The sequence below is a fragment of the Acinetobacter bereziniae LMG 1003 = CIP 70.12 genome (assembly GCF_000368925.1).
Lineage (GTDB): Bacteria > Pseudomonadota > Gammaproteobacteria > Pseudomonadales > Moraxellaceae > Acinetobacter > Acinetobacter bereziniae.
In genome coordinates, this window is sequence record NZ_KB849755.1 from 128,360 (window position 1) to 142,048 (window position 13,689).

At 37.4% G+C, this 13,689-nt stretch carries 14 protein-coding genes; 3 read left to right on the plus strand and 11 right to left on the minus strand.

Annotated elements, in window-relative coordinates:
- Positions 1-76: 76 nt before the first annotated feature.
- From F938_RS02465 to F938_RS02510, 10 genes are all read right to left on the minus strand, one after another.
- Positions 77-1,513 carry an adenylate/guanylate cyclase domain-containing protein gene (locus F938_RS02465; RefSeq protein ID WP_005029114.1) on the minus strand — a complete coding sequence of 479 codons (1,437 nt, stop codon included), beginning with the start codon at positions 1,511-1,513 and terminating at the stop codon, positions 77-79.
- 57 nt (positions 1,514-1,570) lie between these two features.
- Positions 1,571-2,005: an HIT domain-containing protein gene (locus tag F938_RS02470; protein ID WP_004830893.1), complete on the minus strand. Its 435-nt coding sequence runs from the start codon at positions 2,003-2,005 to the stop codon at positions 1,571-1,573.
- Between the two features lie 229 nt (positions 2,006-2,234).
- Positions 2,235-5,696 (minus strand): transcription-repair coupling factor, encoded by a 3,462-nt coding sequence (mfd, locus tag F938_RS02475; protein WP_010591588.1) that lies wholly within the window; start codon positions 5,694-5,696, stop codon positions 2,235-2,237.
- Between the two features lie 66 nt (positions 5,697-5,762).
- The gene (locus tag F938_RS02480; RefSeq protein ID WP_004830896.1) at positions 5,763-6,290 is read right to left on the minus strand and encodes a hypothetical protein; all 528 of its coding nucleotides are present in this window, start codon (positions 6,288-6,290) and stop codon (positions 5,763-5,765) included.
- A 457-nt stretch (positions 6,291-6,747) separates the two neighbouring features.
- A complete protein-coding gene (locus F938_RS02485) occupies positions 6,748-7,104 on the minus strand; it encodes a hypothetical protein (RefSeq protein ID WP_005029118.1) in 357 nt (118 codons plus the stop codon).
- Positions 7,105-7,215: 111 nt separating this feature from the next.
- The gene (locus F938_RS02490; protein WP_004830898.1) at positions 7,216-8,157 is read right to left on the minus strand and encodes a Dyp-type peroxidase; all 942 of its coding nucleotides are present in this window, start codon (positions 8,155-8,157) and stop codon (positions 7,216-7,218) included.
- A gap of 201 nt (positions 8,158-8,358) precedes the next feature.
- Positions 8,359-8,841, minus strand: a complete 483-nt coding sequence (locus F938_RS02495) for a DUF6678 family protein (RefSeq protein ID WP_005029120.1) — start codon at positions 8,839-8,841, stop codon at positions 8,359-8,361.
- 42 nt (positions 8,842-8,883) lie between these two features.
- Positions 8,884-9,678 (minus strand): glutathione S-transferase N-terminal domain-containing protein, encoded by a 795-nt coding sequence (locus F938_RS02500; protein ID WP_005029122.1) that lies wholly within the window; start codon positions 9,676-9,678, stop codon positions 8,884-8,886.
- Positions 9,679-9,721: 43 nt separating this feature from the next.
- Positions 9,722-10,234 carry a ribonuclease E activity regulator RraA gene (rraA, locus tag F938_RS02505; RefSeq protein ID WP_004830901.1) on the minus strand — a complete coding sequence of 171 codons (513 nt, stop codon included), beginning with the start codon at positions 10,232-10,234 and terminating at the stop codon, positions 9,722-9,724.
- Between the two features lie 15 nt (positions 10,235-10,249).
- Positions 10,250-10,912: a Rossmann-fold NAD(P)-binding domain-containing protein gene (locus tag F938_RS02510; RefSeq protein WP_005029124.1), complete on the minus strand. Its 663-nt coding sequence runs from the start codon at positions 10,910-10,912 to the stop codon at positions 10,250-10,252.
- 213 nt (positions 10,913-11,125) lie between these two features.
- Between F938_RS02510 and rpsT the strand changes: the two genes are divergently transcribed.
- A complete protein-coding gene (gene rpsT / locus F938_RS02515; protein ID WP_004720657.1) occupies positions 11,126-11,392 on the plus strand; it encodes a 30S ribosomal protein S20 in 267 nt (88 codons plus the stop codon).
- A gap of 326 nt (positions 11,393-11,718) precedes the next feature.
- Here rpsT and ispF read toward each other — a convergent pair whose 3' ends face one another.
- Positions 11,719-12,213 carry a 2-C-methyl-D-erythritol 2,4-cyclodiphosphate synthase gene (gene ispF, locus F938_RS02520; protein ID WP_005029128.1) on the minus strand — a complete coding sequence of 165 codons (495 nt, stop codon included), beginning with the start codon at positions 12,211-12,213 and terminating at the stop codon, positions 11,719-11,721.
- Positions 12,214-12,315: 102 nt separating this feature from the next.
- On the opposite strand from ispF, the gene F938_RS02525 reads away from it, so the two are divergent.
- Together F938_RS02525 and F938_RS02530 are read left to right on the plus strand one after the other, a co-directional pair.
- Positions 12,316-12,966 (plus strand): A1S_1983 family putative colistin resistance protein, encoded by a 651-nt coding sequence (locus tag F938_RS02525; RefSeq protein WP_005029131.1) that lies wholly within the window; start codon positions 12,316-12,318, stop codon positions 12,964-12,966.
- A gap of 27 nt (positions 12,967-12,993) precedes the next feature.
- Positions 12,994-13,677 carry a hypothetical protein gene (locus F938_RS02530; RefSeq protein ID WP_005029133.1) on the plus strand — a complete coding sequence of 228 codons (684 nt, stop codon included), beginning with the start codon at positions 12,994-12,996 and terminating at the stop codon, positions 13,675-13,677.
- Positions 13,678-13,689: the final 12 nt, after the last annotated feature.

Consider the following 13,689-nt stretch of genomic DNA (forward strand, 5'->3'; position numbering starts at 1 on the left):
ATTTGCTTTTACTTATTGCTCAGTCTTTAAGTGATAACAACAGACTTGAAAGTTCAATGTAAAATTTTAAACCTATCTAGCGAATTTCATCTTCAGCATTTAGTCTTGCAACACCTTGCGCATTGGTCAGTCGCTGCTGAACTTTAATACGATCGACCATTTTTTCAAGTACTTCAACCAGCTCTGGATACTCAAAGTTTTGCACTTCTTCTAAATTAAGCACCAAATGAAAACCTTTATATTCATAGTCAAACCATTGCTGATTTTCATTTTTACTGGCTGAGTATTTCTCCATGACCTGCCAAGTTCTCACTTTACCTTGAATACCTTTTAATTCAATTGGTGATTTTGGCGCACAGAGATAATCATTTTTAATCAATTTATAGGTTTCATCTGAAACAAGAATTTCATCAATATCCGCAGCGTACTGTAAACGCGCTGCCAAATTTGCATCGCGACCAACAATCGTATAAGCCATACGATGTACAGCACCGTAATTTCCAACGTGACAATTGCCCGTACTTACCCCCATACGGATATGCAATGGCGCATAGCCCATTTTCACCCAACGTTCACGTAGAAACTTCATTTGCTGTCGCATGGCAATTGCCATATCGATGCAGTTTTTAGCATCTTGTTCCACACCTTGTGAATCTGGATCACCAAAGAAAATCAGAATCGCATCGCCCATGAATTTATCAATAGTCGCACCATATTGCTTGGCAATTTCAGTCATATGACTGAGATAATCATTGAGTACAAATGCCAAATCATCAGGAATTAATGTTTCTGATAACTCAGTAAAGCCCTGAATATCTGAAAAGAAAACAGTGATCTTTTTACGTTTATATTCAATTTTCGCTTCAGTATCACCACGCATGATGGCTTGCCAAAGCTGCAATGGAGCATATCGACTGAGTTGATTTGATAACTCAATATAGCGATTCATTTCATTAAAATAGGTATTTTTTTTGATTTCTACACTTTTAATACGACGATTTTGATAATAATTACCGATATTAACAAACAAAATAATTCCAATAAAAGACAGCACAGAAAGTTCAGGGCTGGTTTGCTGGAAATAATCGTAAAAGCCAAAAATGAAAATAATATTGGTATAGAAAACAATAAAAGCAATCAAGATAGCCAAAGAAGCCATCATGAAAGAAATTTTACTGTTGATGGCGGTATAGATCAGCGCAAATAAAAGTACAAAAGAAACAACTAGACTTAAATGTACTGCTGCTAGTGCTGTCGAAACAACAATAACATCCACCAAAAAATAGATATTTTTACGGATTTTTGAGCCGTATGAATATTCCAGCCATCGAGAAAATTTGGGGCTGGCTAAGAAAATAAAACCAATAAAAAAGGGAACATAGAACTGATAGTTAGCAACAGGAGAAGTAAAATAATAAATGATAACAAGCAGTGCAATAATCAAATATCCCATAAAGCGCTGGAATATTTCAAATTGCTTAGGCTCTTTATCTAACATACGTTCAAATGGCAAAATATTTTACCTCGAATGTCATTTTATTAAACACTTCCCTTGTGCTGTTTTAAAAACTTAGTCCATACGCCAATCAAACGGCATATCACCTTGACCACGCAATGCCAACATTAATGTCTGACGCATATGTGCCAACACTTCATTGGTATATGGAACAGCTTGTAAACCAAATACAGGCTTAGGCCAAGCTACATCATTTTGATAACGCACGACATGATGAAAATGCAATTGTGGGACCATATTACCCAATGCAGCCACATTCATCTTGTCAGCGCGGAAAACACGTGACAGTTGACTAGATAACCAGCTCGACTCACGCAAAAACTGTTCTTGATCAGCTTGACTCAATTCATATAATTCAGTGATACCAGGTACACGTGGAATAAGAATTAACCACGGAAATTGCATATCATTCATTAAACGACATGTTGAAAGCGGAAAGTCGCCTACAAAAAAAGTATCTTGAGCAAGTTGTGGATGCAAACTAAACATATCTTTATAAATGACGCAAAATTAAAAGGATGGCTAATACTAACACATCGGTTTTCGTGTGAATATTGGTTATCTCGTGTTTCGGTACAAATAAACACAGTTTGCTTTGAACCTGATCACAATTACACTTTATAGAATCATTGTTTTTTTTCAAGATCATCTCTGAAAAAATTTCATGATTTTTTCTCAGTTCTGAATAAAGATTATTCATCTTCAACATATTGATAAATTAACGCTTTAATTCAGCAAGCAAGTTATTCAATAAATCTTGTACAAACTGAATGCGCTTCTCATATTCTTCCAACATCACCATCACTTTCAGACGTTGACCACCTTCCATACGGAACCAGGTCGGATGTTTTTGCATCATTTGAATGATACTGATTGCTTGCACGGGTGTATCAGGTGAAAATTCAATCACCCCACCATGTGCCCCAATATCAATTTTGGTGACTTCTAACTGCTCTGCCTTGATACGGATTTGATGCACACTAAATAACTGCTTGACGGGTTGTGGCGGCACACCAAAACGGTCTATCAGCTCCATCCGAATATTGTCTAATTTGTCGGCTGTATCTGTATTACTGATCCGTTTGTAGAACATCAGTCGTTGATGTACATCACCTAAGTATTCATCAGGTATTAATGCTGGCATGTGTAAAGTAATTTCAGAGGTGAGCGAAAGTGGTGTATCAAAATTAGGCGTTTTACCTTGTTGAATGGCTTTCGTCGCTTTGGCCAACATTTCCATATATAAACTATAACCGATAGCATTCATTGAACCACTTTGTTGTTCACCCAGTAACTCACCAGCGCCACGTATTTCTAAATCCTCTGTCGCTAACATAAACCCAGCACCAAGATTTGATGCTCTTGAAATTGCGTCTAAACGTTTTTCTGCATCACCTTTTAGACCTTTAAGCGAAGGTACCATCAAATATGCATACGCTTGATGATGTGAGCGCCCTACACGACCACGCAGCTGATGTAATTGCGCAAGCCCTAGCTTGTCCGCACGTTCAATGATAATCGTATTGGCATTCGGGACATCAATTCCCGTTTCAATAATGGTCGAACACACCAAGACATTATATTCTTTATGATAAAACTGCTGCATGACTTGTTCTAATTCACGCTCACGCATTTGACCATGTGCAACAGCGACACGTGCCTCAGGAACCAATTGACGAATATTCTCTGCAGCACGTTCAATGGTATCTACTTCATTATGTAAGATGTAGACCTGACCGCCACGAAGCAATTCACGCAAAATTGCTTCCTTCATGGTTTCATTAGTTTGCTCATTGACAAAAGTTTTCACAGCTAAACGGCGTGCCGGTGGCGTTGCAATGATCGAAAGATCACGCATTCCCCCAAATGCCATATTCAGCGTCCGCGGAATCGGTGTAGCTGTCAATGTCAGCATATCCACATCAGCACGCATGGCTTTAATGCGCTCTTTATCTCGCACACCAAAACGATGCTCTTCATCCACAATCATCAAACCTAAGTTTTTAAATTGCACATTTTCCTGAAGAATTTTGTGGGTTCCAATGACAATATCAACTTTTCCCTCGACCAAATCCTCAATTGTTTTGACATGACTTTTACTGGTACCAAAACGTGAAAGTACTTCAACACGGATGGGCCAATCAGCAAATCGGTCTTTAAAGGATTCATAATGTTGTTGTGCCAACAATGTGGTTGGAACAAGAACCGCCACTTGTCGATTGTTCTGAACGGCAACGAAGGCTGCTCGCATCGCAACTTCTGTTTTACCAAATCCCACATCACCACAGACCAAGCGATCCATCGGTTTGGCTTGTTGCATATCATACAATGTTGCTTCAATTGCATTGGCTTGATCTAGCGTTTCTTCATAGGCAAAGCCACTGGAAAACTGCATATATGCACTTTGATCCAATTCAAAACTGATACCCGGTTTTGACTGGCGTCGCGCTTGAATATGTAATAATTCAGCAGCGACATCGTGAATTTGTTCGAGGGCTTTTCGTTTCGCTTTGTTCCATGCATCAGTTCCAAGCTTATGCAAAGGCGCTAAGTCTGGATCACCACCACTAAAACGACTAATAAGATGTAGATTAGTCACAGGCACATAAACTTTTGCATCATCTGCATAGTTGAGTTGCAAAAACTCATAATCCTGATCATCGATATTCAGTGTAACCAAACCCGCATAACGACCAACACCATGATCGATATGAACTACAGGTGCACCAATATTCAGTTCAGTCAAACTTCGAATCAAAAACTCTTCTGAAACTTCCTGTTGACGCTTACGACGGCGCTGTACAACGCGATGTTCATAAAGCTGATTTTCAGAAATTACCGACAACTCATCACTAATCACTAGACCGCGGTCTAAAGGCGCATTTGTGATCGCAACGGAAAAATTTGATTGCTGAAAAATTTGGAAATTCTCTACAACAGGAATTTCCCCTAAACTTGCTCTTAACGCATCTTTTAAGGTTTCACGACGTCCAGCACTTTCAGCCACCAATAACACAGGATGATTGGCATCATCGACATATTTCTTGACGACCTTAAAAGGTTGCTCTTGCTTCGGATCAACAGGTAATTTTGGCGGTATTTCAACAGATAAATTAATACAGCCTGCTTTTAATTCAATCTGCTCTGTAGATGCAATAATTCTTGCAAATTGATTCAACTGTTCAAACAGTTGATTGGGCTGTATAAAAATTTCTTCAGGTGGCAGTAATGGCTGATCAATATTGTGCCGTCTATCTTCATAACGACGCATGACATCTGCCCAAAACTGGATTAAACCGTCTTCAATATACTTATCTGTAATGACAATTGCATTGCCTGGTAAGTACGATGTCAAACAACTTTGTGTCTGCATTGCAGTTTGGGTAAAAAATAATGGAAAATAAAAGTCTAATCCTGGCGATGCAATTCCCTCTAATACATCTTGATAAATTGGATTTTTCTTAGGATTTGCTGTTGGAAAGCTTTCCGCATAGCGATCTCTAAATATAGAGCGTGCTTCTTTTAAAGGAAATTCTTTTGCGGGTAATACAGTGAAATGCTCAAGTTTTGTTGTGGTTCTTTGGGTCTCAGGATCAAAAAATTTTAAACTGTCGATTTCATCATCAAACAGATCTATACGAATCGGTGCACTTTGCCCAGATGCATAGATATCCATGATGCTACCGCGTACCGCAAACCCACCGTGATCATAAACCGTATCGACTAAATGGTAACCTGCTTGAACTAGTTTTAATTTTTGTTGTTCTAAATCAAACTTCTGACCAACCTTAATATCAAAATGTTCCCCTAAAATCCATGATGTGGGTGCAACACGCTGTGCCAATGTTGTAGCCGATACCAACAAAATACCTTTTTGGGGCATATTGGCAAGAATAGACAGCCGTTCAGACACAATATCTTGATGAGGTGATAAACGATCATATGGCAATATTTCCCAATCCGGAAAAATTGTCGGTTTAACACCATAAAATTCAAGTTCACTTTCAAGTTGTGTTAAGTGCTGATTATTACGCGCGACCAGCACAAACAGTTGCTCAGACTTCTCCGTTATTTCCTTAAAAAGTAAGGCAGCAGAAGAACCAAGCATTGTACCAATCCAGCGCTTTTCGCCTGCTTTCAATTGTTTTAAATTAAGGTCAGAGATTTCTTGTTTAAACATATTTGTATCGGGTCTAAAAGACATAAGCCATAGTTTAACATGATGACTTTGTTGAGTTCAGTGATTTTATTTGTTCAATTTATTTGGCTGATGACTAAATACGACTAATTTCCCATCAGGATAAAACCCATGCCAACCACAAGGTAGACCGCCTGCATAATAAACCTGTAAAATCTCTTGCCAAATCGGTGGAAAATAGCCATTTGCATAACAATTAAAAATATAACCGATATCATGCATGATTAATTCGTGAGCTATTCCTATTCCATCAAATGTTGTCCACTTTTCAAGTAATCCATTCAAATTTTTTGTGAACAAATCGTAATAGTTATTTTGCTGTAATTGATAATCAATTCTTGAATTCAGTTTCCAATCAAAATCTTCTGGAAACTGTGAGTCAATGACTGTTTCCCAATCTGTAAATTTCTCCCAACTATTGTCCGTTGCAAAATCCATGGCTAAGCTGATGTCTGAAGTAATAAAATAATCTTTATTCGATGTATAAGGTTGACTAAAAAAATTATCACCCTCTAGAAATTGAATAAATTCTCCAGCTAGCTCAACAACTTCAACCCAATTATTTGCAATTAACATTAGGGTCTGTGGACAATTCGTCTATGTTTGCGACTATGTGTGGTTTTTAGACGATTCTAGGCGCGAAATACGAAATTTAGTCATTCTAAATAAGTAGTTCGTAACGACGAAGCGACAAAAAACACGCTAGTCCCCGCTGCGCCTTGCGCTCAAACAAAGCAGTGCTTTGTTCTTGCTCAGGGTTGTGGCTAAAATTATCTCAGGCTACGTTATGAAACTTAAAAATAGTCTCGCTATTCTCTTCATTTCCTTGCGGAGTATACTCCTCATACCTGCTCAATTTTAACCTACAACGCAAGCCATTTATGAAATGTCCACAAACCCTATCTATCTTTTCCAGTTCTTGTCATCATTAAAAAAATTCCGCACATGCTTCAAATCATTTATCTATATCTATGAATATACATTTTGCGAAAAAGTTAATAATCGTCATGGAGCCTAACATTTATATAATGATTTATTTTTCTCTTTTAAATTCTTTATAGTAATCATTTAGTTTCCGAACAATTTCTTTAAACTGCTTTAGATTTTCTTCAGTATTTCCTAATCTAGCGACATAACGACCAGAGGCTATTTCTAAATCAAGTTTTTCATTGATCAAGATTGCTTTATAAAACAGTGCCTGCAAATCATCAAAATTATTCAGTTTACGATTAGAAAAGTATTCAAGTCGTTCCGCCAATTCTGTATTTAAAACTATACCATCAACAACAAAACCATTTTCAGCATCAATTTGAATATGATGTTGTTGTAAAAAAGCTTGTTCCGCTGAGTTTCTATTGTTTTTAAATAAAGCTGCTATCTTCGTTAACATGTTTAAAACTCAACCCATAAACAATACAAACCGGTATCTTAACAAATTCAGCTAGAAATCGCTGTAAGAAGGACGTTTTCACGCCCTTCTTTGCTCATACCAATTAATGATTTATTCATCGCCCAAGTCATCTAAGAAATCTACGGTAGGTACAAAGAAAAGTGTTCCTGTTACAGCCGTACTAAAATCAAGCAGACGATCTAAATTTCCTTCATCATCCCCTTGAAACATATGCTCCAACATTTGTCGAGTGACGCTAAATTTTCGGGCATAACCAATAAAGAAAGTACCATATTCGTTCTTAGATGGATTGGAAAAAGGCATATTTGCACGCATGATTTTTAATTCATTGCCTTGCTCATCATGCGCCTTACTGACCACATTGTGTGCTGTTTTGGGTTTGACATCATCCCCCAACTCAACATCGTTAAACTTTTTCCGTCCAATCACTTTTTCTTGTTCTTCATCACTTAGCTCTCGCCACTTATCCATATCGTGCATATATTTTTGAATGAAGGCATAACTGCCACCTTTAAATAATGGATCTTCATTACCCACTAAAGCGTATTCAGCGGCAATTTCCGTTTCAGGATTCTCAGTACCATCCACAAAGCCAATAATCGCACGACCATCAAAATATCGAAAACCATTCACCTCATCAATCGGATAACTCACCTCTTTTAATTGCGTATTGATGATATCCGCCAGTTCAAAACATAATGCTTGGCGATTTGCTCGGATATGAAAGAATAAGTCTCCATCAGTAGATACCGCAGTGTATTTAGGTCCTTGTATTTCTTTAAACGTCTCTAATTCTTGTGGCTTAGGGTGATTTGGAAATAAACAATCCCAAGCACGTGCACCAAATCCTAATACAGCACTAAATTGTTCATCAGGATAACGGTTGCTTAAACTACGTGTTAATGCAGAAAAGTTAGCTGCGAAATCAATCACCGTATCGACAACCTCAGCCCCTTGTTTTAAACCCAATACAATAAATAAGGCATTTTCTCCTGGGCGATTTATCACAGGTTGAATTCGAGTTAAAGTCATTCCAGTTCTCAAGTATATTTTATTAGTGACAATCTATCATAGACTGATTTTAAGCTTAAGTTTTATCCGTGTAATCATGATATTTTTCTATGGAATTGATGGTTTAGACAACAACAAAAAAGCATAGTTCACATATTTAAAAAACAAAATCAACTCGCTAATCATATAAGATGCTGATGAATGGTGTTTTCAATCCTTTTGCTATCGGTATGCATAAATCTTAAAACTACCGTTGTGTTCGTATTCCTGATACATCACATTCAAACTTTTCAAAATATTTCGAAATTGATCAGTCTGATCTAAAATTTTGTCAGCAATTAAACGCCCTTGATGTTCACTTAACATCGGTTTTACAATCAGATATTCAATAGTATTAAAAATAGGCATGCCTTCTTGATAAAATGGTTGCCAATCCCCAAAGTACCACGGGACTGTATTTAAGAATTGTGTTTCCGTATTTTGATCAATTGGATCTTTGAGCAGTTTCGTCATAAAAGCAGGTGCAAAATCCAAGCGATTGATGGCAACTAGAAGTCTGATCCATTTTGAATCACTCATATAGGATGCCAACTGTCGCTGCTGTACAATTTTTCGGATCTTCAAAACCTGCTTTTTATAATTAGAATCATTTTTCAATGCATCTATATGATACTGATATTCGATATAATTTTCAGGGATACCCACATTACACTCTTTACACAAAGCAGCTTAAATCAGGTGCTTTAGTTATGTTAACTCGCCATATTGCTTTTGCAAATAATTCACAATTGACTCAGATTCAAACAGTTTTGCGCCTGTATTTGGATCTTCCAAATATGGTACTTGAATGTCCTGCTTAACTCTGCCCATGACAGGAACAATTTTTTCACGCTTTCCACCCTTTAGTGGTACATATTTACCTGGTTTTAAGCGTAAAGCGGCTGGTCCCTGATCTTGCCAACACTCTTTCGCTACATTGTGAAATACAAATGGAATTTCTAATTCCGTCAAAACACCACGCACGATTCGTGTATATGGACTTGCTTCAAAGCCCCACAAGTTGAGTAGCTTTTCAGGCGCATCTCGATCAACAATTTTTGGATTTACCCATACACCACGTGCACCATTGATGACAGTTCCCACCAAAGCAACCACTGGGTATTTCGGATAATGTGCATATTTCTTCGGTGTTTTGCCACTTTTGCCATAATGCTTGAACAGATAATCAATAATAGCCACAGATTCATACATGGCTGTTCCTGTATTTTCATCCACAAAATAAGGAAAGCGCAACTTGCCACCATTTTCTTTGACAAATTGACGATATTTAGTACCACCTTTAGGACATGGATAAACTTCATAGTCCAAGTTCAGCAAAGTTAGAACTTCTCGCACACGGCGGCAAAATGGAGAACCTTCAAACTCATAGAGCTTTAAGGCTTTTTGAGGTTGATTCGGAAATGCTGTTCCAGTCACTCCGCGTCCTCCAGCAGTCAGCGTTGAAGCTAATGCTTGTACAACTTTAATTTGATGATGCACCATTTTGCTACCCTCGAGCAGTCACTCTATATTTTTTATAGAGCGCCTATAAATCCAATAGTTTTTCTTTTGAAACCACAATTCCGTTGTTGTCTGCATAAACATAATCACCAGAATTAAAGCTTACACTGCCAAAATATAGTGGAAGATCAACTTCGCCTATGCCCTTACGATGACTTTTTTGCGGAATTGAAGCCAATGCATGCACCCCCAAATCAAGCTCAGCAAGGGCATCTACATCACGAACACAGCCATAAATAATGACGCCATTCCAGTGATGTTTTACCGCAGATTCAGCAATCATATCGCCCATTAATGCACAACGCATGGATGCACCGCCATCCACAACCAAGACTTTACCAGCGCCCTCTGTCGCCAATAACTCTTTTACACGAGAATTATCTTCAAAGCATTTCACTGTTACGATTTGACCGCCAAACGTTTTGCGTGCCCCATAACTTTTAAAGAACTTGCCATCTAATGAAGGGATCAGCGTTTGAATTTCTTTATCTGGATTGTCATCAAGTAAATCACAAGTTACAAAAGGTACTGTTGTCACGTTAGTTCTCCCTAATTAGGCATTTTGTATGTGTAAATTATCATAAATTTCAATTTTCTGAGTTTGCATTTGTGCAGCCTCGACCATAGTATGAGCCACTTGCTGTGCTGTCACTGGCTTATATTTAAAAGAATTAGGTACCCAGTGTGAAAATCGTCTATAAAGCTTTTGTGACACATCCTCAAAAAATCTTTTTTCATTTCTTTCACCCAACAATAAAGATGGTCGAATAATTGAAAAGCGATATAAATCTAGTTTCTGAATATAGGTCTCAAGTTCACCCTTAACCCTGTTATAAAAAATTGGTGAACCCGCATTTGCGCCCATAGCACTGACTAAAATTAAATGTGTTTCTGTTGTTTCAAATAAATCTGCAAAGTGCGCATTAATTTCAAAATCAATATTGTAAAAAGCTTCTTTAGAGCCTGCTTTTTTGATGGTAGACCCTAAGCAACTAAAGGCATGACTATAGCCATTCACATCTTGATCATTTAATAACAGAAAATCCTCTAAGACGAATTGCTCAACTTTTTTGTATGGGTTAAATTCAGCAATTTGACGACGAACAATTACGGTAATTTTTTCACATTCTGCAAGCGAATTAAGTTGCTCAATTAAACATTGACCGACTAAACCTGTTGCTCCAATCACAATCGCATTTTTTATCGAATTAGTCATTTTTTAAACAATCTCCTAGATTTACTACTAATCTAACGTTTTATTTCAAATTTTTCTTCAACAAAAATGTTGTCAAAGCATGTCAAGACTTGACTTTGCCGACCTCTTTAATCACAATATGGCACTTGTTTACGGGCTGGTGATAATCCTCTGATGTTGGTTTTCAGATGTGATTTCAGCCCGCCCAGACCAATCTAATCAAGGAGTGCACGAGTGGCAAACTCTGCTCAAGCAAAAAAACGTGCTCGTCAAAACGTTAAAGCACGTAAACACAACGCAAGCTTGCGTTCTATGGTACGTACTTATATCAAACGCACAATCGCTGCAATCGCTACTGGTGAATATGCTGCTGCAACTGAAGCTTATAAAGCTGCGGTTCCAGTAATTGACCGTATGGCTGATAAAGGTATCATCCATAAAAACAAAGCTGCTCGTCATAAGAGCCGTTTAAATGCACAAGTTAAAGCTTTAGCTAACTAATTTATGCATGTAAAAAAAGCCCTTTACAGGGCTTTTTTTGTACCTAAAACTCAATAACTTACACAAGGTATCTACAATATTTTCGAATAAATCAAATGGACTTTATTTTTTAGAGATCATGTATTGACTATCTGCTTATATAGCATTTAGGTCAATTAAATGTTCTTCAATAAATGCTTGTTGCTTTGCAGTGAACTTTGACATATTTCCTCCTGCAAAACTCAAGCCCCCACCTTTAAGCCATTTATCTAAATTAAAGCTTATTAGCTTTTCTATCTCTGAGAGCTATCACATTCTCTTTAAAAAAAGGCAATTATTATTTCTACTCACGCCTTAACATGATGTGAAATCAAAACTGTTGCTGTTGACAATATTCCTTCCTGACGCCCTGTAAAACCTAATTTTTCTGTGGTTGTTGCTTTCACACTAATTTGAGTTACTTCAACATCTAACACATCAGCGATACTTTGACGCATTTCCAAATTGTGCTTGGCTAATTTTGGACGCTCACAAGCAACCGTAATATCGGCATTATTCAACACATAGCCACGATCTAAAACCAATTGATAAACGTGTTTTAATAATTTTCGGCTATCTGCTCCTTTAAATTCTGCATCCGTATCAGGAAAATGCTGCCCAATATCACCAAGTGCCAATGCGCCTAACAAGGCATCACACAATGCATGAAGTACTACATCACCATCTGAGTGGGCTTTTAAGCCATGAGTATGAGGAATTTGAATACCTGCCAAAGTGACAAAATCACCCTCTTCAAAGGCGTGTACATCCATTCCTTGCCCTATACGAATCGGTATGCTCATTTTCAACTCCCTTTATGCAGTTTTTAAGTTGTAAAAATCTTGTATTCGTACTTTCTCTTTCGCTATAGTACGTATGCAAACATTGTGAAAGTATAAGCGATCATGCTGTTGAATACAGAATTTAATCAAATTAAAACACTTTTATCTGGTCTCATTTTGAGCTGTATCAGCACGTCTGCTGTTTATGCACTCCCGATTGACTGCAAACATGAAGACTCTGCTTTATTAAAGAAACTGTGTAGTACACCCTACAAAGAACTTCGTGGTCAGCTTAATGAAAGTTACCTCACTACCTATCTGGTTACTGATGCGCCTGTACGCTTAGTCAATGATACCCATCAATTATGGCTTAACCGTTTAAGCCAATGTAAAACTTCAGATTGCCTCAAACAACAGTTTGATATTCGCCTTGAAGATTTAAACTTTTACACATCGATGAATCAAAGCCTTACACAGCACTTTATTAAATATGAACATGGAAAAATTGCAAAACAACCGATTCATTTGCAAATACACCAATTAAGTAAGGATCGCATTAAAGTTGAAGGGATTGCATACCGTAATCCTAATAATCGCAAAGAAGCTCAAACCGTTTCATTGCTGGCATATACGACCCCTGAAAAAAAGAATGAAATCTTAGACAACGAACACGACTGTAAATACACATTAAACTTCCAAAAAGCGATTTTATCTGTTTCCACACAACAAAAAGGTTGTGAACGTTTTAGTGGTATCTATCGCCTTTATGATTAGCAATTAAAACACGATCAGGAGAAAATAATGAATATAAAACTTGAGCTTGATCCAGAAAAATTAGCGATATTATCAGAATGCATACAAAACTATGATGTGGGTTCAGACCAAGATGAATGGCCGAATAATATTCTTTCACGTTTTACCCAAGTCTATAATGATGGAACGATTACAAAACATCCAACACGTCTAAATCACATAATTGATGAGAACGAATTAGCGTTGTGCCAAAAGCTCAGTACTCAAATTACCAAGATTATGGCAAATGTAGAAGTTGGCATGGGATCAAATTCTGGTGATTATTTTCAAGCATTTTATATCGCCTATGCAAATGGTTTAAGCAATAAGACAATTAGCGCTGAGCTCATTCAACACGCATTTGCCAATACGATTTTTCCGCTTGCAACAATTACGGTAGAACCATTCTCTACGAATACAATATGGTGGAATGAAGTTGAGCAAGATGGTGAAGGATCACCTGAAAGTTATTTTGAACCTTGGCAAAATATGCGAGCTTGGTTTACTCAACAACAAGATTTTATTGACTCCGCCTTTATCCGTATCGGTGATGCAACATTATTAGAGCAAATTGATGATAAAAACTATCCCAAAGGAACAGTGATTACGGGTTGTGTATTACCAAGGCTTGCCTTAGGTTTAACAGCCAATGGGAGCTTAATAGGGTTGTTTGGTTATGTTGTCCAAACTTAGTTTTTTCTAACA

Coding starts and splice junctions, on each gene's coding strand:
- F938_RS02470 (WP_004830893.1), bottom strand. CDS start 2,005: ATGTTTAGTTTGCATCCACAACTTGCTCAAGATACTTTTTTTGTAGGC.
- mfd (WP_010591588.1), bottom strand. CDS start 5,696: ATGTTTAAACAAGAAATCTCTGACCTTAATTTAAAACAATTGAAAGCA.
- F938_RS02480 (WP_004830896.1), bottom strand. CDS start 6,290: ATGTTAATTGCAAATAATTGGGTTGAAGTTGTTGAGCTAGCTGGAGAA.
- F938_RS02485 (WP_005029118.1), bottom strand. CDS start 7,104: ATGTTAACGAAGATAGCAGCTTTATTTAAAAACAATAGAAACTCAGCG.
- F938_RS02490 (WP_004830898.1), bottom strand. CDS start 8,157: ATGACTTTAACTCGAATTCAACCTGTGATAAATCGCCCAGGAGAAAAT.
- F938_RS02500 (WP_005029122.1), bottom strand. CDS start 9,678: ATGGTGCATCATCAAATTAAAGTTGTACAAGCATTAGCTTCAACGCTG.
- F938_RS02510 (WP_005029124.1), bottom strand. CDS start 10,912: ATGACTAATTCGATAAAAAATGCGATTGTGATTGGAGCAACAGGTTTA.
- ispF (WP_005029128.1), bottom strand. CDS start 12,213: ATGAGCATACCGATTCGTATAGGGCAAGGAATGGATGTACACGCCTTT.
- F938_RS02525 (WP_005029131.1), top strand. CDS start 12,316: ATGCTGTTGAATACAGAATTTAATCAAATTAAAACACTTTTATCTGGT.
- F938_RS02530 (WP_005029133.1), top strand. CDS start 12,994: ATGAATATAAAACTTGAGCTTGATCCAGAAAAATTAGCGATATTATCA.